27 protein-coding genes are annotated in these 25,940 nt (G+C 51.9%); 12 read left to right on the forward strand and 15 right to left on the reverse strand.

The features are described 5' to 3' along the window. Positions 1 to 19: 19 nt before the first annotated feature. A complete protein-coding gene (locus tag VFA09_24230) occupies positions 20 to 376 on the forward strand; it encodes a hypothetical protein (protein ID HZU70401.1) in 357 nt (118 codons plus the stop codon). Between the two features lie 70 nt (positions 377 to 446). Here the strand turns inward: VFA09_24230 and VFA09_24235 are convergent, their stop codons facing one another. The 4 genes from VFA09_24235 to VFA09_24250 all read right to left on the reverse strand — a co-directional run bounded on the left by VFA09_24235 (position 447) and on the right by VFA09_24250 (position 3,974). Then, positions 447 to 1,283 carry a PIG-L deacetylase family protein gene (locus VFA09_24235; GenBank protein ID HZU70402.1) on the reverse strand — a complete coding sequence of 279 codons (837 nt, stop codon included), beginning with the start codon at positions 1,281 to 1,283 and terminating at the stop codon, positions 447 to 449. 79 nt (positions 1,284 to 1,362) lie between these two features. Beyond that, positions 1,363 to 2,148, reverse strand: a complete 786-nt coding sequence (locus VFA09_24240; protein HZU70403.1) for a hypothetical protein — start codon at positions 2,146 to 2,148, stop codon at positions 1,363 to 1,365. Further along, positions 2,123 to 3,457: an MFS transporter gene (locus VFA09_24245; GenBank protein HZU70404.1), complete on the reverse strand. Its 1,335-nt coding sequence runs from the start codon at positions 3,455 to 3,457 to the stop codon at positions 2,123 to 2,125. Before VFA09_24245 ends, VFA09_24240 begins: the two co-directional genes overlap by 26 nt. 40 nt (positions 3,458 to 3,497) lie before the next feature. Then, complete coding sequence (locus VFA09_24250; protein ID HZU70405.1) at positions 3,498 to 3,974, reverse strand: MerR family transcriptional regulator; 477 nt, start codon at positions 3,972 to 3,974, stop codon at positions 3,498 to 3,500. Positions 3,975 to 4,337: 363 nt separating this feature from the next. Between VFA09_24250 and VFA09_24255 the strand changes: the two genes are divergently transcribed. The 4 genes from VFA09_24255 (at position 4,338) to VFA09_24270 (ending at position 7,819) form a co-directional block, all read left to right on the forward strand. Next, positions 4,338 to 4,925: a hypothetical protein gene (locus tag VFA09_24255; GenBank protein ID HZU70406.1), complete on the forward strand. Its 588-nt coding sequence runs from the start codon at positions 4,338 to 4,340 to the stop codon at positions 4,923 to 4,925. A gap of 101 nt (positions 4,926 to 5,026) precedes the next feature. Next, positions 5,027 to 5,821: a hypothetical protein gene (locus VFA09_24260; protein HZU70407.1), complete on the forward strand. Its 795-nt coding sequence runs from the start codon at positions 5,027 to 5,029 to the stop codon at positions 5,819 to 5,821. Between the two features lie 155 nt (positions 5,822 to 5,976). Continuing rightward, positions 5,977 to 6,543, forward strand: coding sequence for an elongation factor P (efp, locus tag VFA09_24265; GenBank protein HZU70408.1), 567 nt, complete (start codon positions 5,977 to 5,979; stop codon positions 6,541 to 6,543). Positions 6,544 to 6,550: 7 nt separating this feature from the next. Continuing rightward, positions 6,551 to 7,819, forward strand: a complete 1,269-nt coding sequence (locus VFA09_24270; GenBank protein HZU70409.1) for an MFS transporter — start codon at positions 6,551 to 6,553, stop codon at positions 7,817 to 7,819. Here VFA09_24270 and VFA09_24275 read toward each other — a convergent pair. From VFA09_24275 to fabG, 4 genes are all read right to left on the reverse strand, one after another. Continuing rightward, positions 7,748 to 8,149 carry a diacylglycerol kinase family protein gene (locus VFA09_24275; protein ID HZU70410.1) on the reverse strand — a complete coding sequence of 134 codons (402 nt, stop codon included), beginning with the start codon at positions 8,147 to 8,149 and terminating at the stop codon, positions 7,748 to 7,750. The two genes, VFA09_24270 and VFA09_24275, sit on opposite strands and share 72 nt — an antisense overlap. Further along, a complete protein-coding gene (ybeY, locus tag VFA09_24280; GenBank protein ID HZU70411.1) occupies positions 8,146 to 8,730 on the reverse strand; it encodes an rRNA maturation RNase YbeY in 585 nt (194 codons plus the stop codon). Before ybeY ends, VFA09_24275 begins: the two co-directional genes overlap by 4 nt. A gap of 135 nt (positions 8,731 to 8,865) precedes the next feature. Next, entirely contained in the window at positions 8,866 to 9,051 is a 186-nt protein-coding gene (gene rpsU, locus VFA09_24285; protein HZU70412.1) for a 30S ribosomal protein S21, read from the reverse strand. Between the two features lie 218 nt (positions 9,052 to 9,269). Next, a complete protein-coding gene (fabG, locus tag VFA09_24290; GenBank protein ID HZU70413.1) occupies positions 9,270 to 10,016 on the reverse strand; it encodes a 3-oxoacyl-[acyl-carrier-protein] reductase in 747 nt (248 codons plus the stop codon). Between the two features lie 305 nt (positions 10,017 to 10,321). Between fabG and VFA09_24295 the strand changes: the two genes are divergently transcribed. Further along, complete coding sequence (locus VFA09_24295) at positions 10,322 to 10,459, forward strand: hypothetical protein (protein ID HZU70414.1); 138 nt, start codon at positions 10,322 to 10,324, stop codon at positions 10,457 to 10,459. A 35-nt stretch (positions 10,460 to 10,494) separates the two neighbouring features. On the opposite strand, the gene phaC (VFA09_24300) is transcribed toward VFA09_24295, so the two are convergent. The 5 genes from phaC (VFA09_24300) to phaC (VFA09_24320) all read right to left on the reverse strand — a co-directional run bounded on the left by phaC (VFA09_24300) (position 10,495) and on the right by phaC (VFA09_24320) (position 16,082). Next, entirely contained in the window at positions 10,495 to 11,568 is a 1,074-nt protein-coding gene (gene phaC, locus VFA09_24300; GenBank protein ID HZU70415.1) for a class III poly(R)-hydroxyalkanoic acid synthase subunit PhaC, read from the reverse strand. Between the two features lie 58 nt (positions 11,569 to 11,626). Continuing rightward, positions 11,627 to 12,634, reverse strand: a complete 1,008-nt coding sequence (locus tag VFA09_24305; GenBank protein HZU70416.1) for a hypothetical protein — start codon at positions 12,632 to 12,634, stop codon at positions 11,627 to 11,629. Continuing rightward, positions 12,631 to 13,035 (reverse strand): poly-beta-hydroxybutyrate-responsive repressor, encoded by a 405-nt coding sequence (gene phaQ / locus VFA09_24310; protein ID HZU70417.1) that lies wholly within the window; start codon positions 13,033 to 13,035, stop codon positions 12,631 to 12,633. Before phaQ ends, VFA09_24305 begins: the two co-directional genes overlap by 4 nt. A gap of 129 nt (positions 13,036 to 13,164) precedes the next feature. Beyond that, positions 13,165 to 14,226 (reverse strand): phosphotransferase family protein, encoded by a 1,062-nt coding sequence (locus VFA09_24315; GenBank protein ID HZU70418.1) that lies wholly within the window; start codon positions 14,224 to 14,226, stop codon positions 13,165 to 13,167. A gap of 23 nt (positions 14,227 to 14,249) precedes the next feature. After that, positions 14,250 to 16,082 carry a class I poly(R)-hydroxyalkanoic acid synthase gene (phaC, locus tag VFA09_24320; GenBank protein ID HZU70419.1) on the reverse strand — a complete coding sequence of 611 codons (1,833 nt, stop codon included), beginning with the start codon at positions 16,080 to 16,082 and terminating at the stop codon, positions 14,250 to 14,252. Between the two features lie 310 nt (positions 16,083 to 16,392). Between phaC (VFA09_24320) and VFA09_24325 the strand changes: the two genes are divergently transcribed. From VFA09_24325 to VFA09_24350, 6 genes are all read left to right on the forward strand, one after another. Then, positions 16,393 to 17,688: a phospholipase D-like domain-containing protein gene (locus VFA09_24325; protein HZU70420.1), complete on the forward strand. Its 1,296-nt coding sequence runs from the start codon at positions 16,393 to 16,395 to the stop codon at positions 17,686 to 17,688. A gap of 288 nt (positions 17,689 to 17,976) precedes the next feature. Then, a complete protein-coding gene (locus VFA09_24330; GenBank protein ID HZU70421.1) occupies positions 17,977 to 18,573 on the forward strand; it encodes a hypothetical protein in 597 nt (198 codons plus the stop codon). Between the two features lie 134 nt (positions 18,574 to 18,707). Then, entirely contained in the window at positions 18,708 to 19,538 is an 831-nt protein-coding gene (locus VFA09_24335) for a phosphatase PAP2 family protein (GenBank protein HZU70422.1), read from the forward strand. Between the two features lie 197 nt (positions 19,539 to 19,735). Next, positions 19,736 to 21,712, forward strand: coding sequence for an acetoacetate--CoA ligase (locus VFA09_24340; GenBank protein HZU70423.1), 1,977 nt, complete (start codon positions 19,736 to 19,738; stop codon positions 21,710 to 21,712). A 468-nt stretch (positions 21,713 to 22,180) separates the two neighbouring features. After that, positions 22,181 to 23,350 carry a glycosyltransferase family 4 protein gene (locus tag VFA09_24345; GenBank protein HZU70424.1) on the forward strand — a complete coding sequence of 390 codons (1,170 nt, stop codon included), beginning with the start codon at positions 22,181 to 22,183 and terminating at the stop codon, positions 23,348 to 23,350. 15 nt (positions 23,351 to 23,365) lie between these two features. Beyond that, on the forward strand, positions 23,366 to 24,154 hold the full coding sequence (locus tag VFA09_24350) for a CehA/McbA family metallohydrolase (GenBank protein HZU70425.1): 789 nt from the start codon (positions 23,366 to 23,368) through the stop codon (positions 24,152 to 24,154). Here VFA09_24350 and VFA09_24355 read toward each other — a convergent pair. Continuing rightward, positions 24,135 to 25,025, reverse strand: a complete 891-nt coding sequence (locus VFA09_24355) for a lysophospholipid acyltransferase family protein (GenBank protein HZU70426.1) — start codon at positions 25,023 to 25,025, stop codon at positions 24,135 to 24,137. The two genes, VFA09_24350 and VFA09_24355, sit on opposite strands and share 20 nt — an antisense overlap. 10 nt (positions 25,026 to 25,035) lie before the next feature. Beyond that, a complete protein-coding gene (locus VFA09_24360; GenBank protein ID HZU70427.1) occupies positions 25,036 to 25,929 on the reverse strand; it encodes a lysophospholipid acyltransferase family protein in 894 nt (297 codons plus the stop codon). Positions 25,930 to 25,940: the final 11 nt, after the last annotated feature.

The raw sequence follows: 25,940 nt of genomic DNA on the forward strand, positions 1-25,940 counted from the left end.
GTTTGAGAGGAAGAAGGCCATGGGTTGTGACGAATTGCGTCGCGTCTTACGTCTATATGGCTCTGAGTCAGATATCGCTTGCAGCCTTATCGCCACTCATATCCGCTCTTGCCCAATCTGTAGTCACGGTGTTGATCGACTCACCGCCGATTTACTTGCTAAAAAGCAGGACAATCTTACCTGCGAGGAGTGCCGCAATCGTTTCCCTTCCTATTATGAGGCGGCTCGTCCCGAATATCCACTGGTAAAAATGCCTGACGTAGAAATGACCGAGATGGCTTTGCATCTTGGCTCCTGTGACGCCTGTAGAGATCAATACGAGTCGTTCGTGCTGCTTTCAGAACTGGAAGAGCGCGATGAGATGGCTGACTTATAAATTTCAGAGAGAGCAACATGGCCCCGGTGCCGAACGAACAGCGCCAGGGCCATGTTGCTCTCTCTGAAATTTATTCTTCGACTTGTGCTTCCTTGTTTGTTTCTGGTTCCTCTTTCTTAGGAACGTAGAGCTTGATCCTGCGGAAAGACTCGGCATACTGCATATCGAGATTATATTTCTCTTTAGCCTCTTTTGCCGTTTCAGCAGCCCATTCGCGGATACGATCAGTCATCTTTGCCTCTGGCCCGAACTGTGTGACGTGGCACATCAACCCTCTGGCCTTCAGATCAATCGTTTCGGTGATGTCAACGTAGGTATTTGCTGGTTCACCATGATACAGGTACAGTTCGTGAACCTGGTAAGGGAGTAAGTCCTCCGCCAGTAGCTCGCGGTACGAACGGGGATTGCCGACCGGCGGGAAGATGGCATCAAGCACGATATTGCCGGTCGCCCTGTGATCGCTATGATTGATGTAAGCCGTTTCTTCGGGCTTTTCATTGGGATCGGGAGCGAAGATGAATTGGGTCGGGTCGTGCGTTACCACCAGGCGCGGGCGATACTTGCGGATCAATCTCACAATTGCCTTGCGCGCCTCTTCACTGTTTGTGAGGTGCCCATCGTGAAAGCGTAGAAATTCGACTGCCTGCACGCCTAACACTTCGCAGGCCATACGCTGCTCCTGCTCGCGCAGGAGCATCAATTCAGTATCGATCAGGCTGGGGACTTCACTGCCCTCAGCTCCATCGGTCATAATAACCCAGACGACCTTTTTGCCCTGCTTCGCCCACAACGCGCTTGTTCCACCAGCCCCAAAGTCGTTATCGTCGGGATGCGCGCCGATTACCATTGCTTCATAATCGGGAGTTTTCACGACCTGCAACGCGCCAGGAGCATTTCTGTCTGCCATAATACTAACCTCTCAAAAGAAAATTTGAACGTGTTTTCCAAAAGTCTGACATTGTTATAGAACATGCAAAAGTTGGATGTCAAGTTGGCAGCGAAAAAATAACTTCTTCAAATGCGCCAATCACTTCCTGTGGTGTTATAACGCGCCCGGCTAATGTATCTATTCCAACTGCTCGTTCCAGCAGTCCTTCACGCAAAATCGCCTGTTCCTGAGAATTGTGGCCCAGCAATTGGGCCAGCGTTTCCGTTTCCCAGCGCAGGAGTACACCCGCCTGTAACAAACTTGCATTGCGACGGCGTATCATATCAAGCCCCACTACTTTACGCTGCCCCACGACGACTTCATAAGGAGAAAGCGAGCCATAACATGCTCTACGCAGGATCGCTTCACGTTCGCGTGTTGCCTCCTGTTTCAGCAGCTTGCGCAATTCGTGGGCCTCGTCCGGCAGAACCGCGCGTGTTTCTATTCCCAGGAGATGCAGTGCTTCCACCCAGGCCTCGCCCAGCCATTGGTAGGATTTCACGATATCGCTCAGCACCAGAGGAGAATCGGCGGGCAAAATCACATCCAGGCTAAGCAGGTCAGGTCCTACCAGCACCGCTGTTCCACCGGCGCGTCGCTGATAGATAGGGATATGCTGGAACGGGCCTGCCACACCGTTGATGAGCGGATGAAGCATGTCCTGCTTCTGGGAATAACCAAGCACGAGTCCCAACTTATCTGCCTGCGACCAGTACAGAACAGGCCGGTCGCCTGGTGACATCCCGGCAAGTAGCCGCTCACTTCGCTCGATATGAGTTTGTTGATCCGCGATGGTGAGCGGCAGCACGCGCCAGTTGCTAATCGATGAGTGCAGACTCTGCAAGACTTTTCTCCGCCGGTTTGCGTAGTATCCAGCCGCCAACAGCCGCGGCCAGGCTCAGCAAGGCTCCAACTAATAATGCGATAGGTGCATTATACAGGTGAGCCAGTCCACCGATAAAGAGATTGCCTAGTGGAGTGCTACCCGCGAACACCATCATATAAACGCTCATGACCCTTCCACGCAGGTGATCAGGCGTAACCGTCTGTAACGTTGTATTCGCCAGGGCCGAAAATGCGATCTGGGCGAATCCTACCCCTGCTATGAGGACGAGCGACAGCAGGTAGAGGTGCGATAGGGCAAACAGCGCTTCTAAAAAGCTGAAAGCGATTGCTCCCAGCAGCAACTGGCGCATACCGGGCTTTTTATTGCCCCAGGCCAACCAGAGCGCCGAAAGCAGCGATCCAACGCCAAAGGTGGCGGAAATGAAGCCAAAACCTATCGATCCTACATTCAGTACGTTGGTGGCAAACAGCGGCAGCACGACATTAAAGTTGATGCCGAACAGCGAGACTATACCAACGACCGCGATGACCAGGAAAACCACGGGCGTATTGCGCACATAGGCAAGCCCCTCAACCAGGCTCTTCATAGTTCCTGCTCCATGCCTGCCATGCTCTGGCTTCTCATGAATGGTTTGCGCGTGCAATTGATGCATATCAATCATCGCCAGCCCGATAATCACCGCGATAAAGCTGATGCCGTTGAGCAGGAAGAGGGGTGCGACTCCCAACCACGCGATCAGGATGCCTCCAATACCCGGGCCAATAATACGCGCCATATTGAACAGCGATGAATTCAAAGCTACCGCGTTCGGTAAATCATCGCGCCCGACCATCTCAACTACAAAAGCCTGGCGCGTCGGCATATCGAGCGCGTTTACCAGACCTAGCAAGGTTGCCAGTATGAGTACATGCCAGAGCTGCACCGCTCCTGTAGCAACGAGTATCCAGAGTACAAGAGCAAGGAGCATGGCAGATGATTGTGTAAAGAGTAATACCCTCCGTTTTGGCAAACGGTCCGCCAGAACGCCGCCGAAGAGCGCAAACAGCAGCACCGGCAGGAATTGCAATGCGCCTACCACACCAAGCCACCATGCGCTGTTGGTTAGCTCCAGCACCAGCCAGGCCTGAGCGGTGGTCTGCATCCAGGTTCCGATCAACGAAATAAGTTGGCCGAACCAGAAAAGGCGGAAATTGCGGTGGCGCAGCGCTACAAATGTCCGTGTCAGGCCCCTCGCCTGCCGCGTTTCCTCAGTGGTGACTCCGACAACAACGGGAAGTTCCGCAGAGTCAGGTGATAATGCTTTCATAAGGCATAAAAGTCCAATCTAGTATAAAAAATTTTGGTAGTTATTTATCTTTCATTAATGCTTCGCGTACTTGCTGATGACGTTCTATCTTAGCTTGCAGTGCTGTACGCATCTCTTCCAGGCCGATTATTTTTTGTTCGATTAAGTGCAATTGTGTGCGAATAAGCTCATCGGAGCGATCTAACTGCGCTATCTTGGCCGCGGCCTCAGTCTCGTTTTTATAGGCGACCTTAATCTGCCCGCGTTCATCCTCGGCCTCCATAATCTCGCGAATATCGGCCAGAGAAAATCCCAGCAGGTCACGCAGTCTCTTAATATTCTCCAGCCTCTGGATATCATCTTTAGTATAACGCCGGTAGTTTCCCTCGGTGCGATCTGTCGGAGGAAGCAAGCCAACTTCCTCATAATAGCGCAGCGTGCGCTTTGTCAAACCTGTTTTGGCCGCTACCTGCTCAATGGTGAACGTCTGAGGTTCTTCTGTGCTCGTTGATACAAATTCATCGTTTGCCGCAATCATATGCTATAATCCTCCCGGAAAGGGATAGGAGACGGAGTAATCCACAGAATACACCTATACTATATCACAAGATTGCCGTTTACGTCAAGGTTAGGCTTCCCAAATCACAGTCGGGAATGGTAATCCCCCTCAAGAGTAATTCCGTACTCTAAAGATAAATTAGTGATGTCACGCGGAGGGAATATGCCCTGTCTGCCTCGCGTTATACACAGCAAATCAACTGCGTTCATCCCTTTCCGATCAATTTCTGGTATAGTAGGGGCAGGGGTATTCCCCTGGCGAGTTTTGGAAACCCCTGCCTGGGAAGCAGGTAATCCCCAAATGTCCTCTCTTTAAAGGTGTTAGAAAGGAGCCAGAAAGAGTATGGCGAGGAAATTTATTATGCAGCCTGAGCGCATCGCCTATTTCGAAGCTGCCGGGTGGAAGGCGTATTATGATCGTAAGTGGTTCAAGATGTTGTGGTTGCTCGTTCGCCTGTGCCAGGAGCAATTTCATATCCCATTCCCCATGTCCCTGCTCGCAGCCTATTACACGACACGCGCATCGCTGGCCTGGGTGCCTGTGGAGCATGACGAAAAGAAGGTACTGAGATACCTTGAAAAATTCTATGGCGTCGCGCATCGCTATTCGGGCCTGGATTATGATGTCAAGAAGGTAGCCAACCTTGAATTGAAGTACTTCGAAGTTCACCGGCGCTTATCGGGCAAACCAGAAAAAGAGGAATTGATACAAACACTTGTCGAACTGCATAGCGCCTTGTTTGGATTGACCGCGGAGCAGGTACGCGAATCGGCGGAATGGCGCACGCTAGCAGCCGATACCGTAGACCTGATTACCAGCAGGACCTCGACCAACATTGAACAGGATTGGCGCAAACTGGAGGAGTATTTACAGAAAGCATATGGTTCAATTGCCCAGGGATTAGATAAGCGCGAAAAGCCTGCCTCATAATATGATAAAATAAAATTGGCTCCCGGAATGTATCAGCGGGTAATTACAAGTGCTATAAAATTGGCTTTATAAGCTCCGAATTATTTCAAGGATAGAGAAATATGCATGAAACGCTATCGTCCCTGGTTGAAAGAGCTTTAAATGGTAATCGTCGTCCCCTGGAGTTTTATCTACGCGAACAGAGCCGTTTACCCGGGAAACGTGCTAACCTGGAACTGGCGATTGAGTTCAGCAACCTTCTGGGGGCCGTCGTCCCGGAATATGCCAGGCAAACACGCGAGTTATTGACGTATCTCTTGCATGATGGCGAACATATTGAGGTAAATACTCCTGGTGAGTTTGTTGTGCTTTGTGGTATCGTGGCTTCGGGTGCGTGTGCGGCCGTTCTACCCGGTTGGCGCGAGGAAATCTATAAATTATTGGGTCATTATGCGAGCAGCCTTTCCTGGCGTGTGCGCGAAGCGGTCGCTATGGGTTTTCAGCAGCTTTTGCCCGCCGCTCCCGAAGAGACCATTGCCTATTTAATGACGCTGGCCGCTGAGGGGGACAACTTTCAGCAGCGAGCAAGTATTGCCGCCGTCGCCGAACCTCCATTGCTTCACGCTCCCGAAATCGTCAATGCCGCCCTCTCAATCCAGCGTCTGGTGTTAGAGCGTATGCACTCCGTTCCTATCGCTGAGCGGAAACGCGAGGATTTCCGAGCATTGCGCCAGGCCCTGGGGTACACACTCAGCGTCGTGACAGCGGCTGCGCCCGAAAAAGGTTTCGCGCTGATGAGCCAATCGGCGTCCTGGAATGATCCCGACATCAACTGGATACTGCGCGAAAACCTCAAAAAGAAGCGCCTGGCAAAATTCGCCGAACATACGGAGAAACTATCCAGAATGCTAGCTTGATGCTTCTCATCATCTTGCATGGCATGATAAACTATTGGGTGAAGCGAATGTTAGGGGTGAAGCGGATACAGTCCTCTGCTAAACTTTGAAGTGACCCTAAATAATTCAAAGAAATGCTATCTTTTTTTGTGTTTGGTTGAAAGGAGAATCCACCAATGGCTGCGACAACAACAGCCGATTTTTATAACGGCATGGTTATACGTTATAACAACGAATTATATACTATTACTGAGTTCCATCATGTTAGTCCGGGGAACTGGCGCGCTTTCGTGCGTGCGCGTTTGAAGAATCTGAGGACCGGGCGTGTCATTGAGCAGCGCTTCCGCGCGGGCGAAGAGATTGAGGCTGTCCGCGTCGAACATCAGAACTGGCAGTTCCTGTATATCGATGGCGATGACTACATATTCATGAATACCGAAACGTTTGATCAGCAGCCCATTCCTAAGGAGATGCTTGGCAGTGCCGTGCAGTTCATCAAAGAGCAGGATATCGTGGAAATGCTGGTAGATGGCGATAATATCATTGCCGTTGAGTTGCCAAACTTCGTCGAACTGACGGTGGAGAGCGCTGAGCCGGGTGTGCGTGGCGATACTGCCAACAATGTCACAAAGCCCGCGACGCTGGAGACCGGGGCCGTGGTCAATGTGCCCCTGTTCGTGAATCCCGGCGACAAGATTCGCATCGATACCCGTACCGGGCAATACGTCGAGCGTGTGAAGTAACAATACATTGAATTCGCCTGCTCATCATCAAGATAAAGAGCATGTAGAAGCGGCTGTAGCGCAGCAAGTGAGGTTTGCGCGGCTCCAAATAGGGCTTGCTTTTTTCTCATTTATCTTAATTGGAGCGAACGACGGAGCATTTGGCGTTCTGATACCGGGCATACAGGCGCATTATGGTATCGATAAGGCTACCGTTGGCCTGCTCTTCCTCGCGTCAACTCTTGGCTATCTGATCGCTGCTTTCAACACCGGATTGCTTGTCCAGAAATTGGGGAACAGGCGCTTCCTGGTACTGGGCGCGTTCAGTTTTCTGCTGGGCGCGCTGGCCCTTGGCTTCATGCTTCCATTTGACATCGTGCTGGTTACGATGCTCATGCTCGGTTTTGGCGTAGCCATTATCGATGCGGGCCTCAATGCGTACATCGCTGGATTACCACGCAATGCCGCTCTCTTGAACTATCTGCATGCTTTCTACGGCAGTGGGGCTTTGCTCGGTCCGCTCATCGCATCGACTATCCTGGCGATCAGGTGGGGGTGGAACAGCGTCTACTTCGTATGGGTTGCCATCGTCCTGATTCTGCTGGTTGGCTACAGACAAATTTTCGCCAAGCGCCAGAACGACCAGCAAACGGAAGTGACCGGGGGTCTGCAGGGCAACATTTTTGTCAACACCCTCAAGCTGCCGGTGGTGTGGATTGCGGCCTTTTTCCTGCTTGTCTATGTGGGCGCCGAGGTGAGTGTAGGCAGCTGGGTCTATAGTTTGCTGACCGAGGAGCGGCACTTTTCTATTCTCTATTCAGGCTGGATGGTCAGTGGCTACTGGTTGGGGCTAACGCTGGGACGAGTGGCGCTGGCCAGAGTTGCTTTGCGTATCGGCACTCGGCGGCTGGTACAATATTGCCTGCTAGGGACAATTGTCGCGGCTCTGCTATTCTGGCTCGTACCGCTGTTTTCTGTCTCCGCGTTCGGCCTCTGCCTGTTAGGTTTTAGCTTCGGGCCTATTTACCCCATCACCATTGCTTTTCTCTCAAGCCGCGTGCCAGCGCATATTCTAGCTGGTGCGGTTGGTTTCCTTGCCAGCCTGGGCAGCGCCGGCGCGGCAATGTTTCCCTGGCTTACCGGCTTTCTGGCACAGCATGTCGGACTATGGACATTGATGCCCCTGGTGGTATTTCTGGCGATTGTGATGGTCTGCTTGTGGCAGTTAGTGAATCAATTCCCACAAGTGGGGTACGAATACGAACAGGCCAATCACAACAGCGAGAATGGCGCTTAGAAGTACGGCGCCCGCTGCCACATCCTTCGCGATTTTCGCCAGGGGATGGTATTCCGGCGAGGCCAGATCAATACATAACTCGATAACCGTATTGAACATCTCGGCGATGAAGACACCGGTAATTGCCACGAAGATCATCGCAAACTCAACTGCTGAAATGCGCAGCACGATACCCAGGGCAATCGCGAGAACCGCTATAATGATGTGTACCCACATGTTGCGCTGGGTGCGAAGCGCATACCACAGTCCGGCGAAGGCATAACCAAAACTGGCAATGAATTTCGCCCATTCGCTTTTTGGCGAACCCGCCGGTAGTGGCGATTTGCTCATTGGTTTTGCGCTTTCCACCCCATCGCTTCCAATACCGCTCGTTGTAAATTCACCATTGCGCTGTACCCGGCCTCTGTCGCATCATCGTAGCCAACGAGGTGTAAAATACCGTGAGCGAAAAGGTAGAGTAGTTCATAAGCAGGCGTATGCCCTGCTTGTGCCGCCTGGCGCACGACTGTCGGCCATGAAATGACGATATCACCTAAGTTCAGAGGTAATTCAGATGGGGTAATAAACTTTGGTAGATTGCTTGTCTCTGCGCTTACTTCGCCATTGTTGCCCTCGGCAAATGCCCAGAGCTGGTCATCGGGCGCCTTCACCAATGGTTTATCCAGTAAAGGAAATGAAAGCACATCGGTTGGTTTATCTTGCTGTCGATAACGCTTATTCAAATCTTGCATCATTGCATCTTCTGTTACGACAAGTGTCACCAGCGCAGCTTGTGAAATACCCGCTTCGCGCAGCGTCTTCTCAAGAAGCTCTTCTAGTGAAAGAGAGGCAAGTAACTCATGAATGATCGAATCGGTTTCTTCGTCTCCTGTGTCGATAGAAAGTTCTATTTCTGATTTGTATTTTTCCATAATTCACCGGGAACATTCAACCACAGGCGTATAGGGCCTGGTAAAAAATGAAGCCTCCTCCTGAAAAAGATGATACGAGGTACAACTACTACCGCATCACCCGAACAGGTGGAGGCAAATCTCTTATGTGCGAAATTATGCTTTGTGAGCGTTTCTGCGCCGTCTCGCGGCTGCTTCTTTTTTCTTCCGTTTGACGCTCGGCTTCTCGTAATGCTCTCTGCGGCGAGCTTCAGCCAGTATGCCATCTTGCTGAATCTTACGATTGAACCGTTTGAGAGCAGTTTCAAACGATTCGTTTTCGCCGATCTTGACTTCCGACACCAGGGCTCACCCCCTTGTGGCCAGTTTTGAGGGTGCAGGTGAAACACAAAACCTACGCAGCCCTGAACCCTCACGACCTGCTGAAAAATTATAGTTCAGGCTCATTGCCATGTCAAGATTTTTGGCCGTGGTGATTGCTCATAAGTGACGGGGGATTCTGAGCGCAGCGAAGAATCCCCGCGGCTTTGATGCTTCGTTTGCCTGATCTTCTTGCAGGACTAGATGTAAACGCCTCCGTTAATACTGATAGCCTGGGCAGTCATGTAATCGGCTTCAGTGACAATATACCTCACGCACGAGGCAATCTCTTCTGCCGTGCCGAAGCGCGCCATGGGAATCTTTTCCAGGATACGCTGGCGTATGTTCTCCGGTACTTCAAACAACATATCGGTCTCTGTGAAGCCTGGGCAGACCGCATTGACCGTAATGCCGTGACGAGCAACCTCAAGCGCTACTGATTTGGTGAATCCGATGATGCCTGCCTTGGTCGCGGCATAGTTTGCCTGTCCAATATTGCCTGCCAGGGCCACAAAAGAACTGATATTGACAATCTTGCCGCTCTTGCGCTCTAGCATAAAGGGTAAAACCTGCTTGGTGCAATTGAATGTGCTGCCAAGATTGACGTTGATTACCTCGTCCCAATGCTGCCTGGTCATATTCTTCAGCGTTTTGTCGCGGGTGATGCCGGCGTTGTTTACTAAGATATCGATCTGGCCGAAAGTCTCGATAGTTTGCCGTACCATCTCGCCGACCTGGTCGTAATCGGTGACATCAGCGCGAATCGGCAGCGCCTGCACACCGGTCTCGCGAATCTCCTCGGCCAGCTGCTCAGCGGACTCGGCGCTGCGCGCGTAGTTGATAACCACATTTGCCCCTGTAAGGGCCAGTTCTTTCGCTATCGCCCGGCCAATACCGCGGCCCGCTCCAGTTACAATGGCAGTTTTACCGTCCAGTCGTCTGCACATAAGTCTCCTCCTTGCGTGAAATAACTTGCTGATATCGATTCAACGCTTAAGCGTGGGCAAGCATAGAAAAGAGAGGATCCGGCCATTGACCGGCAGGTCTGCCAGATGCCACTACTATCTCCATGCCTTGCTCGCAAAAACACGCTCATGCTTTAATGGTAACTACAAGAATGGTGGTGTATTAGAAATGAAGAGCTATGCTTTGCCACTCATCATTTCTCTATGTGACAATTGTTCTGAGTGGTTCCCGGAAACATTGTAACACATAGAAAAATGAAATGAGATTTCGCAAGCAAAGGGGCAGCATGTCAAACACGAATGAAGCCGAACTGCTGGATAGCGTGCTGAACAAGAATCCTGGCGACAGGGTGGCGCTACAGGTCTACTGTGGCAGTCGGCTTTCGACGGTAAACGTCACGCCCGGTAAATTAAGCACGCCTTGATGAGGAGTGGCTGTTCAGACTTCTTCAGGCATCAGCTAAACTGAACGAGGCTCCAACCAGCTCTCGATCTTGGGCCAGAGATTCCTCCTGGCATCGGCGCCCGTCAGCAGGCCCACATGTCCGGCGTTGAGAACGTAGAATTCCTTATCCTGGCTGCTAATCAGGCGCATAATGGCCTCGGCTTGCGGCAGAGTGCAGATGTGATCCTTTTTTCCCGCGATATCAAGGACGGGGCAGGTAATATTTGAGAGGTCTACTCTTCGCCCGCGCAGCATGATCTCGCCCTTGACCAGCTTATTCTGCTGGTAAAACTCGCGAATCCATTGCTTGAACGTGGCTCCGGCGAAAGGCACACCGTCGTTTACCCATTTGTTCATCGCCAGCCATGTTTCCATCGGCTTATCGTGCATGATGCGGTCCCACATGGTCACGTATGTTCCAACATAGTTGGTAACTGGCCTCACCAGGCGATTGCCCGTATCAACAAGTTCACCGGGCACATTACCATAGAGATCTACCAGCACGTCGGGATCGAAATGTTTCTCGCTGGTGAACACTCCGTACAAGCCCATGTTTTCCTCGGTAAAATCTATGGGCGCGGTCAGCAGGATCAGATTCTTCAGGGGTTTACCGGGGAAGAGCGCGGCATACATTGCGCACATGGTGCCACCCATGCAGAATCCAAAGAGGGTGAGTTCATCGGCCTGGGACGTTTTCAATACTTTTTTCACGGCGCGAGCGATGTAGTCCAGTACGTAGTTTTCAAATGTGAGGTCTTTATCTTCATCGCCGGGGGTGCCCCAGTCAAGCATATAGACATCAAAACCCTTGTTGACAAGATATTCTACCAGGCTGTTGCCGGGCATCAGGTCTAAAACGTAGGAGCGATTGATCAATGCATAAATCAGCAGAATCGGCACCGGGAAGCGCTTTTTCACCGGGGATAGATAGTGGTAGAGTTGAGCCTTGTTCTTTGTCCAGATCACCTCTTTCGGCGTCTGTCCTGTGTCGGCTTTTGCTCCATCCAGAACAATCCGCATACCAGTTTTAAGCTTTTTTAATGTACTTTCGATATCACTAAACGGTGATGCGCTATGCTCAATAGCCATGAAGCTTTTCCCCTCTATTCTTTTTTAATATCATGCGATAGGACTACGATGTCCGACCTTACGACCCGGCTTCAGCAGGTTGACCGGCGGCCTCTGTTTGAGACGCCTTTTTCCTTTGAGGCTTATGAGGTGCCCGCGCTTTCGCTTCGCCATGGCCGTCAGGCTCATAAGCCTCGAGCTTTGAAAACTTCGTCAAGATAGTATCCAGCTTGCCTTCAACCTGTTCCAGGCGTTGGGCCAGGTCCTGGATTGCCCTGAACTGTCCAGCTTGCTCTTGAAGCGCATCCAGCTTACCCTCAACCGTGGCTAAGCGACTCTCCAGCTCTGGAGCAATCGTGGCCGCCTGGCTCTCAATATGCTTCAAGTATACTTCGATACTGGAAATCGCCTGAGTTAGCTGGCTCCCAGCCTGCTGCACGTTTCCTTCTACGCTGGCAATAGATTGATTTAGGCGACTCTCGGCAGCTGCCAGGCGATGCTCAATGCCCTCAATCGCCTCGCGCTTTACGGTTTGAGCGAGGGCAGCGTCAACATCCTCAAACCTCTCGTCTAGCCGGTCAAACTTCTCTTCCAGGGCAACAACGAGTTCGGATACGTGCGATACATCGGAGCGCGAGGGCAATTGCAAGATGCGCAGGTACTCTTCGTTGGCGCGCCGGAATGCCCGCGAGAAACTGGCATAGCTTTCCAGAAACTGCTTGTTGAATTCGAGGAATTGTTCGGAAGCGATGATGCGTTCGACTATGCTAGACCAGGATTCGCTAATAGCGTCGTACCACTCTTTCAGGAAAGTGAAAGGGTCGGACGGGACGGTTCCTCCGGCCAGCAATTTCTCCTGTATCGCCTCCATCATCTCCAGCCATTGTGAAGTAAGTCCTAACGGGTCGGTTCCCATTTCAGCAGTTTTTTGCCAGGTAGACATCGTCGCATCAAGCCATTGTTTCCAGGCTTCTCTTGAATTTTGCATGCCCTGGGCTGTCGCTTTCAGAACCTGATCTTGCCCTTCTTGCAGGTTTTTTAACCAGAGCTGGTAAAAGCCGTAGGAGTCTGAGTTAGCCTCTTTCACTTTTCATCCTTCTTTTCTTTTGGCGATGGCCTGCCGGTATAGATGCGGAAGAACGCATCCATCATCTTCTGGTACTGGTCCAATGACTCTGCCCAGAACTTCAGGTAAGCCTCACCAGCCTCGGTAATCTTGTATATGCGCCTGGCAGGGCCGCCCTCTGAGGTATCCCAACTGGAACTGACCATGCCTTGCTTTTCCATTTGCCGCAGTGTTCGATAGAACGTCCCCGGATTCATCGCTGCCAGGCCAAATGCTGCCATCTTCTCCATCAATTCATACCCATAGGAACTCCACTCGCGCAGCATGAGCAGCACGACCGGCACAACCCAGTTCTTCGACCACGCATCCGTGGCAGAATTTTGAAATTCTTTTTCCTGATCCTTCTCTTGATCCTCGTTCATATGCACCATAATAATGCCACCACCCATTATTCAGTAATATAATAGCCCTTTAGCTTGCGTTTGAATTGACATTTTACATCTATATGCATTTTACATCTAGATGCACGCTTTGTCAAGACAACGTCCTGGTTATTTCCTCTCCACAAGCCGGGCTGTGTATTCTATAAGGGCACGCACACGATTGCCGAAAGCCGCGAAGCGTTCATCCTGCGTTTGCCCGCGCTTCCAGCGTACATAAATCTGCTGGATAATTACGGCCAGCTTGAAATACGCGAAGATCAGGTAAAAATCGAGCGAGGAGAGATCGCGCCCGCTCTTTTGCGCGTACATTTCCATAAATTGCTCGCGGTTGATGAAACCGGGCATCGTGGTTACCGCGGGCAGGACTGTGCGCAGTTCTTCCGGATCATCGCTATTCACCCAGTAACTCAATGTAATGGCGAGATCAAAAAGTGGATCGCCGATGGTCGCCATTTCCCAATCCAGCACTGCTGTTACCCTGGTCAGGTCATCTGCAGCCAGCAGCATGTTATTCAATTTGAAATCATTGTGAATAAGCGTTGCCGGTGGGCTTTGTGGCACGTGTTCTGCCAGCCAGCTGGTGAGAGGTACAACCTGGGGAATTTCATCGGTTTGCGCGCGGAAATAGCGCTCGATCCAGCCCTTTACCTGGCGTGCGAGAAAACCTTCGGGATGCCCAAACTCGCTCAATCCTGCCGCCTGCCAGTCGATAGCGTGTATCTGCACCAATGTCTCGACGACCGTTTGCGACATGCGGGCGCATAATTCTTCTGTAGGTGTGACGCCGGGCGGGAACCTGTCATTGACAACCACCCCTCTGCGTCTTTCCATCACATAAAAGGGCGCACCTAAAATGTTCAGGTCGTTGCAGAAGAAGTAGGGCATGGGCGCGAGGGGAAAGACGGGAGCAATCTTGCGCAACAGGCCGGATTCCCTTTCCATATCGTGGGCTTTTGGTGGAACCGGGCCAAACGGCGGGCGGCGCAGCACACCTTCCCAATCGCCTATTTGCAGCAAGTATGTCAGATTAGAAGCCCCGGATGGGAACTGCCTGACACGCAATGGGCCGGGGCCTAAGCCCTCGATATGCTCGCGCAGGTATTGTTCCACCTTTGGAACGTCAAAATCCTCTCCTGAGCGAATAGCAATTGTCTCGTCCTGAACGTTCATCCTTGTACATTGCCCCTTTTCTTTTACTTTTCCAGCACGTAGCTGCCCGGCGCCGGCATAAGTGGTGGATAAGCAGCGCTGCCCATTGTTGGTGGCGCTGCCAGTTCGCCTGAACGCAGTTTTAGCCACTCCAGCCAGTCTGCCCACCAGCTACCATCGTGATGCTCTGCCGACTTGAACCATTCATCGGCGCTCTTTACGGGCTTATCGTTCGTCCAGTAGCCTCTTCCCTTGCTCGGTGGATTGATGATACCGGCGATATGACCGCTGCCGCCCAGCACGAAACGCGACTTGCCACTGGCGAGCTGCGTAATTCTCCAGGCCGATTTCCAGGGGACGATATGGTCCTGTTGCGTGCCGACCGCGTAGATATCCTGGTCAATTTTGCCCAGATCGATAGGCACTCCTTTCAAGACAATCTTATTGGGCTTGATAAGATTGTTCTCCAGGTAGGTATTGCGCAGGTAGAAGGAGTGCGCTTTGCGGGCCATACGTGTCCCATCATTGTTCCAGTAGAGCAGGTCAAAGGCAGGTGGCTCCTTGCCCAGCAGGTAGTTGTTGACGACATTGCTCCAGATCAGGTCATTCGCGCGCAGCATGTTGAACATCGTCGCCATCGAGCGGCTATCCAGGTAGCCGCGCTCCATCATCTGTCCCTCGATATACCTCACCTGTGGCTCGTCGATGAAGACCGATGTATCGCCAACCTCGCTGAAATCTTGCAGGGAGACGAAGAACGTCGCTGAGTTAGCCGTTTCATCTCCTTTGGCTTTCATATAAGGCAATGCCATTGACAGCAGCGTGCCACCGATACAATAGCCCACCATATTGACCTTTTGCGATCTGGTGATCTCTTTAATCACATCCAGGGCGGCCAGCGGCCCCAATGTGAGATAATCCTCAAAGCTGGTCTCCTCCATCGAGGCGTCCGGGTTCTTCCAGCTGATGACAAAAACGGTGAAGCCATTGTCAACCAGAAACTTGATGAGGCTATTTTGTGGCTGCATATCCAGGATATAATACTTATTGATCCATGGCGGGATGAAGAGCAAGGGGATCGCGTAGACCTTTTCGGTCGAGGGTGTGTACTGGATCAGTTCGATCAGCTTGTTGCGATAGACCACCTGCCCGGGAGTAAGCGCGAGGTTGCGTCCAGGTTCAAAAGCCCCGGTATCGGTCATCTTAATCTGACCTGCTTCAATATCGCGTAGCAGGTGCTCCACACCATTTACCAGGTTTTTACCACCCGTTGTAATCGCCTCATGAATGACCTGCGGGTTCGTGAAAACGTAATTGGTGGGACTGATCGCATCGAGGAACTGGCGCAGGTAGAAGATTAACTTGCGTTGTTGTTTCTCATCCAGTCCCTGAACCTCCGAGGCGGTTTTCAGCAATGTCGTCGCGGCCAGAAGATAGCCCTGTTTGAGCGCATCGAAGGCCGGGTTGAGCTGCCAATCGGGCGCGTTAAAACGTTTATCGCCTTTCTCCGGGACGGCAACCGGCTCAGCATCCGTTTTAATACCCCAGAATTTGAGCGCCGTCGAGGTCACTAACTGCGTATATTCCTGGACGAAATTGGTGTAATTGGCCCAGTAACGCGCCGGGTTGCTCAGGGCGTCCAGCCAGATCTGCTGGAAGGCGCGCGCTATTTCTCCCGGGTCGATGGGCAATAATTTGCTATAGGGGTTAGCTTTCCAGAGCTGGTCAATGAAATTGGCCCAGGGATCATCCTTGCCGTCCGCAGCCTGTTTAACGGTCGTTTCCTGGTCGGTGTAAGGTTTCATCGTGCTTTCAAACAGCTTGCTCCAGGCCTCGAATGCACCCGGTTCGGATGGTGAAGTGTATGTATCTGCCATAATGCAGGCTCCTTTATATACTCAAAAAAGCTGAGGCAATACCTGAAAGCTCTTGTGAGAGCTTACCTGATGAATGGGATGATTCTGTCTGTCTACACTGTATTATATCTCACGAGAAGAGGTATAATTAGTTTCTACAGCGTTTTTTTCAAGGACCTCTTTTCGCCTACCCCTGAACGCGATAGGCGATATCATCAGCTAATCCAGCTTGACATTCGCCGTATAAACTGTCAAAATCGGTAAACGAAATGAGCAATGCCAATTACAGAGCGGTGTAATGAAAGAAAAAACATCGCGTGGGTGAATCTGAATGAGCGAAAACGCGCTAAAGGAACAAGTACAGGCAAGGCAGAAGGGACCTATCGTTCATAGAAGGCCCCGGATTTCTATTCGCCGCATTGCGCTGCATGCGTTCGGCATAATGGTTGCACTGCAAGCAATCACAGTAGCAGCGCTGCGGGTAGTGGCAATCGTGTACCGGCGGAAGCGAAAGAACGATCAAAAGCCCTTTCCACACCGGCGCTTTCAGCCTGTGCATGTCGATAGTAATGAACTCCAGCTCTATGACTATGGATGCGATCTCTATGAAGATATGCTGGCCGCTATCGATAGCGCTAAGGAATATATCTACCTTGAAACCTACATCTGGAAAGATGATGAGATCGGCAGGAAGTTTAAAGAACACCTGGCAAAAAAAGCTGCCGAGGGAGTAGAAGTATACGTCGTCTTCGACTGGTTCGGCAATCTTGTCGTACCACGGGCATTCAAATCGTTTCCTTCCTCGATCCATAAGATGGCCTATCACCCTATCAAACACCCATGGCAGCTCTTTGATCCACGGCGCTATGCGCTCGATCATCGCAAAATGCTCTCGGTTGATGGCAAGATCGGGTTCATCGGCGGCTTCAACCTGGGTAGTCTCTACGCGACGGAATGGCGAGATACACACCTGCGTATCACCGGGCCATTCGCTGCCGACCTGGCGCGCGCGTTCATCGACTTCTGGAACCGCTCCAGCCCTAAAGGTGACACTATCAACCGGCGTATGCAGCGAAAGTTTGATCCGTTCATCTCTTTGCGTGGAAATGATGCCATACGCCTGACCTTTCCTATTCGCGATATGTATATCGATGCGATTGACAAGGCGGAACATTCGATCATGCTCACTAATGCGTACTTTGTTCCCGATCACATTTTGTTGGGGGCTTTAAAATCTGCCGCCGCTCGTGGAGTGGAGGTACGAATTCTGGTGCCCTGGGTCTCCAATCATATCGACGTTGACTGGGTAGCGCGAGGCTACTTTCATGAGTGTCTCAAAGCAGGGATTCGCATCTTCGGTTATCAGCATATGTTGCACGCTAAGACATGTACAATTGATGGTCAATGGTCCACGATCGGTACCGCTAACCTTGATCGTTTGAGTTCCATCGGAAATTTTGAAATCAATGTCGAGGTGTACAGTGCTGAGTTCGCGCAGCAAATGCAGGAACTCTTCGAATGCGACCTGACCGATGCTGAAGAGCTAACACTCGATAAGTGGGTACACCGGCACTGGTACACGAAGTTGAGCGAACGCATTCTGGCCCCGCTGCGTTTTATGATGTGAGCGTGGTTATTCAGAGCCGTAGTCAACCATTTTCGAGGAAACTGGAAAATGGTTGGCTATGATTTGCCCCAAAAATTCCCCATGACCCCCTTGACAAATGTTGCATCTATATGTAAAATGCATATAGATGCTAAAAGAAACCTTACCGGGAGAAACGTAAGTGACCGGGCGCATCTGGCCGCGAATAACCGGTGTGAACATCGACGACGATCCACGCGTGCGGCGCACATTTGTGGAGTGAATACAGTCTTACAAGTACGTACATGCACAAGAAACAAGGAGCGAAAAATGACAACCAGAGAGATCAACGAAGCAACGGTCAATTTGACCAAATCCTGGCAGGAGACGAACAAAGCCATTGCGGATAGTCTTGTTGCCGCGCAAGAGCGCAACCTGCGCTTTGCTCAGAGCGTTTTTGAGAGCGGTGTAGAGGTTCTTAAGAATCAGGCCGAAGATGCTCACACCGTTATGCAGGAATTTGTGGAGCAGCCCCAGAAACAGCAGGGAACGCTACAGACGGTTACCGAGAGCGTAATTGCCGCCCAGAAGCACAACCTGAAATATGCCCAGAGCATCTATGAGAATGGGACCGAACTGTTGAGGAGTCACGCGGGCGGCGCGCGTGGTCTTATGGAGACCCTCGTAGAGCAGTCGCATGCCCAGCAAGAGGCTTTTCAGACCATTGCTCGTGAATCAATGAACGCCTACATCGATTTCCTCTATGCTCCATTCGCTTACTACCAGCAGGCGGTAGAGACGGCCCAGGTTATCGCACGCCAGGGTGTTGAGACTGCGCAGCGAATTTCTCGCCAGGGATGGGATGCTGCCCAGACCGCGGCTCGCCAGGCGACTGAGGCTGTCCAGACCGGCACGCATCAGGGGTAAAAAATCCGGGCGATTCCAGAGTATTGCTTTTCGTTGATAGAGGGCCGGAGCTGCAGTTTCCGGCCCTCTATCCTCATGTTAAAATACGTAGAGATCTTGATTGATGCGTTTTCTAACATAAAGGGATATTTGCTATGGATGGGACAGCCGATTCTCAAGGAATATGTCCTGCGATTTCTCCTTCTGAAACTTCCGGGGAAAGCCGATCTGAACAGGTGAGGTTGAGGCCGCATCCTATCGGCATTGCCCTGTTTGTCGCGGGTGTAATACTGTTATCAACCGCGTCTGTGCTTGTTCATGGTCATCCACAGCCCTACCCGCTCGACCTGGATACGACCCTGACCGTGCAACACCTGCATCCTTATCCCTGGGTCAACGACTTCATCGAATTTGTCAGCGCGCTTAATAATCCGACCCCTACTCTTGTGGCCCTGGCGCTATGGCTGGTCGGCTTAGTCACTGCCGGCATAATCAGGCACCTCAAGGGTAAATCAGCGCTTGCGTGCTACGAGTCGGCTGCCGGTATTGTGGGCACAGTTGCCATTGCCTCTGGAATCAATTTTATTATCAACACCCTCGTCGCTCGCCCGCGTCCGCTGCCGGATGATTGTCTCGCACCCCATGACTGTGTGAAAGTTCTGAGTACTATTCCGGTTCATAGCTTCCCCTCTGGTCACACCGAAACGGATGTAGCCTATTATGGTTTTTTGCTGTATCTCAGCTTCACGCCCGCGATACGTCAGTGGCGCTACTATCATTTCTTGATCCCATTACAGGTGTTTGCCGCGTTAGATATTCTGCTGATTGGATATTCGCGCATCCTGGAAGGCGAACACTGGCTGACCGATGTTCTCGCGGGCTACCTCTCCGGTGCGCTCTGGCTCGCCCTCTGCATCTTCCTCTATCGCTTGATCACTTACTGGATAAAGCAAAAGCTTGAAATGAAGGCGACCATTGCCGGCTAACGTAAAAAGCGTATTTCTCACCCGCGCCAAAATGTAATATACTAAATTCGTAAGTAACTCCACCTCATGCTACATATTTGTCAGCTCTCTAACCTTGAGGTGATTCGGGGAAGCCCCGGCCTGGGGCGCGATAAATCTGGCCCCTACGTTCACCCCAATGGCTAGAGAACTATTTGCTTGGTAAAGGAAGGATAAGTATGGCAGCTCCAGTAACCGAAGGAATGCTTCTCTGGGAACCATCCGAGGAGATGAAACGACAGGCTAATCTCACCCATTATATGCAGTGGCTTGAAAAAGAGAAGGGCCTGCATTTTGACGACCCCGAAGAACTCTGGCAATGGTCGGTCGACAAACTTGAAGACTTCTGGGCTTCGCTGTGGGAATTTTTTCAAATCAAGGCCTCGCAGCCTTACAGCGCCGTACTGGTGGAAAGAAAAATGCCCGGCGCGCAGTGGTTTCCAGGTGCGAAACTCAATTACGCGGAACACGTCTTCCGCAATGCTACGACAGAGCGTCCGGCGTTGTTGTTCCAGTCAGAATCGCAGCCCTTAACGGAAATATCGTGGGATGAACTGTACCGCAAAGTAGCTACCGTCGCGGCTGCGCTGCGCGGCATGGGTGTACAATCGGGTGACAGAGTAGTTTCCTATATGCCGAATATTCCGGAATCGGCAATCGCGTTTCTGGCCTGTGCCAGCATTGGGGCGACCTGGTCAAGCTGCTCGCCCGACTTTGGCACGCGCAGCGTCATCGATCGTTTTCAGCAGATCGAGCCGAAGGTTCTTTTCGCCGTAGATGGATACATGTATAACGGCAAAATTATTGACAGGCGGGCTATCATATCAGAGCTGCAAGAAGCTTTGACTACAGTGCAAAAAACCATCGTCGTTCCCTATGTGTTCAAAGACTCGGGCGCTGAACGGTATGCTAATGCCATGATGTGGGATGATATGCCGGCCAGCAATGCCGAACTGACCTACGAGCAGGTGCCGTTCAGTCATCCCCTGTGGGTGCTTTATTCATCCGGCACCACCGGCCTGCCCAAAGCTATTGTGCAGGGCCAGGGCGGAATTCTGCTTGAGCATTTGAAGCAATTGTATATGAGCCTCGATCTCAAGCCGGAAGATCGATTTTTCTGGTATACCACAACCGGCTGGATGATGTGGAACCTGCTTCTGGGGGGATTGTTGCTTGGAACAACGGTCTTGCTCTATGACGGCAGTCCATCCTATCCCAGTATGAATGCGCTTTGGGAATACGCCGAAAAGTCTGGCATGACATTCTTCGGCACCAGCGCCGGATTTATACTCGCCTGCATGAAAGCGGAGATTGAGCCGGGCAAAACATTCGACCTGAGCAAGCTGCGCGGCCTTGGCTCGACCGGCTCTCCGTTGCCACCCGAAGGTTTCCAGTGGATATACGAGCATGTCAAAGAGGACCTCTGGCTGGCTTCGGTCAGTGGCGGTACTGACGTATGTTCGGCTTTCCTGGGCGGCTCAGTACTGCTACCTGTCTACGCGGGCGAATTGCAGTGCCGCGCGCTGGGAGCAAATGTGCAGGCGTTCGATGACAATGGGAATCCGCTTATCGATGAGATGGGCGAGCTTGTCATTACCGAACCGATGCCATCCATGCCGCTGTTTTTCTGGAACGATGCGAACAATAAGCGCTATCTCGAAAGCTACTTTGAGATGTATCCTGGTGTGTGGCGACATGGCGACTGGGTGAAGATTACTTCCAGGGGAAGCGCCGTCATCTATGGCCGGTCGGATTCCACGATCAATCGCAAGGGCATTCGCATGGGCAGCAGCGAGATTTATCGTGTGGTAGAAGACCTGCCAGAAGTACTCGATAGTCTTGTTATCGGTATGGAACGTCCAGGAGGAGGATACTACATGCCCCTCTTTGTCGTTCTCAGGCCGGGGGTAGAGCTAGATGATGCGCTCAAGGTGCGCATCCGCGATAAGATTCGCAGCAATCTTTCGCCGCATCACGTGCCTGACGATGTGTTCGTCATCCCAGAGGTGCCGCGCACTCTGAATGGCAAGAAGTTGGAGGTCCCGGTGAAGAAAATCTTCATGGGCGCCCCAATGGAAAAAGCCATCAGCGTAGACTCGATGAGCAATCCGCAATCCATGCAGTACTTCGTCGAGTTCGCGCGCCGGTTAGGTTAACTACGATCCGGTAACACAACAGTAGCCAGACGTGATAGAATGGTTTACGTGGAGGGAAGTTGTTTCCATTTTGAAACGGCGGGCGTATTAAAGATGTATTTCGCGCGATAGTGCGAGAATGTCATACATAGAACTGTATATAGGGAGCGCAGGGAGATTATCGACAGTGTTTGCTTTGCTTTGCTTGTGGTTGGGTAGATGAAGATTTGACGCTTGCTGATCGGGTTTTTGTCTGTAAGCGCTGTTGCTTGTCGCTTGACCGTGATCTCAATGCGGCCTTGAGTATTCGAAATGAAGCACTCTGATGGCTGTCGGACGTGCCGGAACTGGCTTCGCCGGCACGCAAATTCGCCTGTAGAGCAGCAAGCGGTGGCTTTCGGTGGATAGGGTGAAACTTGCTGCGGTGAAGCAGGCACTGGAGGGTGGTAAACTCCTTTTTTACCACGTTTTAGAAAGCAGATTTTGCGCATGAAAATTGGCATAGTGACGCCCTACGATTGGAGTTATCCAGGTGGGGTGCGTGACCATGTCTGGCATCTGGCTAACGAATTCATAGCAATGGGGCATGATGTGCGTGTGCTGGCACCAGCATCCGGCTCGAAAGGGAGGCTAACCGAAAGGAATGTCCTCAAAATGGGCCGGACAACTCCAATACCGATCAATGGTTCGATAGCGCGTATCATGCTTGATCCATCGCTGGTCTTGCGTGTGCGCAGGGTATTACAGCGGGAACACTTCGATGTGCTGCACGTTCATGAACCGCTGATTCCTGGCCTTTCGCTGGCTGCCCTGCGGTGTTCTCGCACACTGACCGTCGGAACGTTTCATGCCTCATCGTATCCGCGCCTGTATTCTACTTCTAACCTTGCATACGCGTCCGCCTTTCCATTCTTGCGACCCTATTTTCGCAGACTTGCCGGGCGCATCGCCGTTTCCAGTGCCGCTTACCAGTTCGTTTCGCGCTACTTCCCCGGTGATTATCGTGTCATTCCTAACGGTGTCAATCTCGAACGCTGCAAAACGGAGGTTGCGCCGTTTCCGCAATATATGGATGGCAAACGTAATATCCTCTTCGTAGGACGCTTTGAGAAGCGAAAGGGAGCGAAGTATCTGTTACGCGCTATCCCTTACATTCGCGAAAGGTACCCGGACACGCGATTTCTTTTTGTAGGAGATGGCCGCCTGAGACGAGGTTTTCAGAAGTTTGTCGAGAAGCATGGGTGGCAGGATGTCATCTTCACCGGCTATGTCCCGGATGAAGATAAATGGCGTTACTTCGCCAGTGCGCATGTCTTCTGCTCGCCTGCTACCGGAGGAGAAAGTATGGGCGTCGTGCTGCTGGAAGCGATGGCATCGGGTACTCCTGTGGTGGCATCGGATATCAGTGGATATCGTACTGTGATCAGCAATGGCATCGATGGGCTTTTGACCGCTCCACGTGATAGTGAAGAACTGGCCTGGGCCATAGGCCAATTGCTTGAGCACGAGCCTCTGCGGCAGAAGTTTATTCAGGTGGGCAAGCAAAAAGCGTTTGATTATGCCTGGCCGCGTGTCGCGCAGCATATTCTCGACTATTATTATGAATTAATGGAAGAGCGAGATAATCCGTACTTCAGACAAATCTCGCGCGCCCTGTAAAGGATAACGCAGATCATGCAACATGCTTCGAAGAATGTAGTGGATCAGCAAGAGTACAAAAAGCCTCTGGAAGCGCCTGTTGGATATAGCCGGGCCGATATTCATATGCACACCAATCTTGGCGATGGTTGGGCCAGTCCTGCGCGCGTGATTGAGGTGGCTACCCGCAAGGGTTTGCCCCTGATCGCCGTTACCGATCACGATCATCTCGAAGGCGCAAAACGGGTGGAGGAGTTAATCGCAAAGCAGAATAGCCCGCTACAAATGATAACCGGTGTCGAAGTCTCGACACGCCAGGGACATCTGCTGGGTCTGTTCGTCAAGAAGGCGCCCAGGGCGATGCGTCCTGTCGAGGAAAGCATCGATGCGATCAAAGAACAGGGTGGCCTGGTAGTTGTCCCTCATCCGTTTGGGCAACTCGTTCCCAGTTTGAATCGCAAGAAGATCGATGAGTTGCTGGAAAGGGGCTACGCCATCGATGGCATCGAAATATACAATCCCACGCCGGCGAATGCCTGGGTGCGCGCAAAAGTGCGCGAGGCCAATCAACAATGGCATTTTGCCGAAACAGGCGGAAGTGATGCGCATTTCTGGCAGCATATTGGAGCCGCCTATACTCTTTTCCCGGGTCGTACTCCCGGTGATTTCCGCCGGGCCATCCTTGAACGCACCGCTCGCTCCGGTGGACAGGAAATCCCGCCGGTTCGCCTTTCGCCGGGGGTCTACGTGGCGCAATGTGCCTGGAGCTGGTTTGTTGATCCCCCACGTCGCATGATGCGCTCGCTCAGGAGTGAGGGTCAGTAATCCAGACGGGGGAAAAAACGACCCATTGCTCGGGATGCGCTTTGATGATCCGCTCCATCCTTTTAATCAGGCCGTCCATCACGGCATCGGGATTCTTCCGCTCTTCTTGCGGCAGTTCAAGTGTGAGGGGCACAAATTCGCCCTTGATTTCGTTTCTCGAAGCGTGCCAGCTAAAGGCTCCAACGAGAGGCGCTCCTGTGCGCAGTGAAAGGGAAACGGGTCCCAGAGGCAGGCGCGCAATTGCTCCAAAAAAGGGCTTTTCCACGCTCTCTCCTTGCACCGCACGGTCGCCGGTAATCAGCACAAGCTGGTTATTCCGCAGGGCCTGCACAATTGCTCGCATTGGAGCGCTGCCGCCCAGGGGCACAAAATGCACGCCTTTGCTGCTGCGTAATGAGACCATCAGCTTCAGCATTCGTTCATCTTTCAGGCGTTCCACGGGTATCGTCAGTTGATAGCCTTTCGCGGAGAACCACTGGGATACGTAATCAAAAGGCCCAAAATGCGCGGAAAAGAGAATAACGCCTTTTCCCAGCGCCAGAGCTTCTTCGAAGTGTTCTATCCCACGAATGTCGGGCATACGCCGTAACAACCTTTCTGGCGATTCATAAGGCAAATAGAACACTTCGAGGTAATTACGCATGCTGTTCTGGAACATGCCGCGTACCGTGCGCCGTAACCGGCGGCGTCCGGCTCGTGTTGAGCGTATCTCAGGCCCAAGGACATGCAGCGCGTTGATCGTCGCCTGCTTTCTAGCTTTAGCTGCAATAAGCCAGGCGAGCGTACCCGCTATAATGGAGATGACCAGTATGAGCTGCCGTGGCAGGCGCGGGATGATAAATGAGCCGAGGCGAAACAGATTATACATCATACATGTCCAATCAGCTCTCCGGGGGCCAGAATGGACGGAACATATACCAGTGTTTGGGCCACTCGCGTACCACCTCTTCCATTGTATCAAACATGTATTGCGTCAATCGTATCACTTCGCCAGCCTGGTCCACGTCTTTCCCCTGCCTGGGGAAAATCGGCGGAAACGTTCGCACATAAAACCGGTTATGATGCCCATACCAGATATAGCCGGGCATAATCGCGGCACCACTTTTCAGCGCCAGCGTTGCGGTACCGGCCGGCACGTAGGTTTTGCGACCGAAGAATGTGATGGGTATGCCTTCGCTTGCCTGCGAGGGACGATCAATAAGAAGAGCCACGAATTGATTATCGCGGAGTACTCGTAAAATTTTTCGCGCTGAACCCTCAAGCGGAATAATATCGATGCCCTTCTCCATGCGCTGATTTTGAACCAGCACATTTAACTTTGGGTCGCTGAACGTCTCGGCAATAGCATACAGGTGTACATAGCGGGCCATAATAGCCCCACCCAGATCATAGTTTCCGAAGTGCGCTGTGACGAATAACGCTCCTCGTCCTGGCTTGAGCGCCTGATCGACATAATCTTGCCAGCGACTCGCGCCCTGCGTCAAATCGAGTATATTTTGCTCAACGCTTTCGACATCGATATGAGGGAAATATAAAAAATCTGAAACGTAGCGGCCGTAATTCCACCAGGAGAGAAAAGCCAGGCGACGCACGCGGGGATCATGTGCCGGCAGTCCTGTTACCTGAGCCATGTTCTGCCGGGTGATAATGCGTTTGGAACGCCAGCCAAAGTAAATAGCCCCGCTCATAGCCGAGCCAACAAAATGCCTCACATTACGTGGCGTCCAGCCGGCGATACTGCCTGCCCCCCGCAATATATTGTAGATAATTGACACGAAATCCTCCA

The sequence above is a fragment of the Ktedonobacteraceae bacterium genome, assembly GCA_035653615.1.
In the GTDB taxonomy this organism is placed as follows: domain Bacteria; phylum Chloroflexota; class Ktedonobacteria; order Ktedonobacterales; family Ktedonobacteraceae; genus DASRBN01.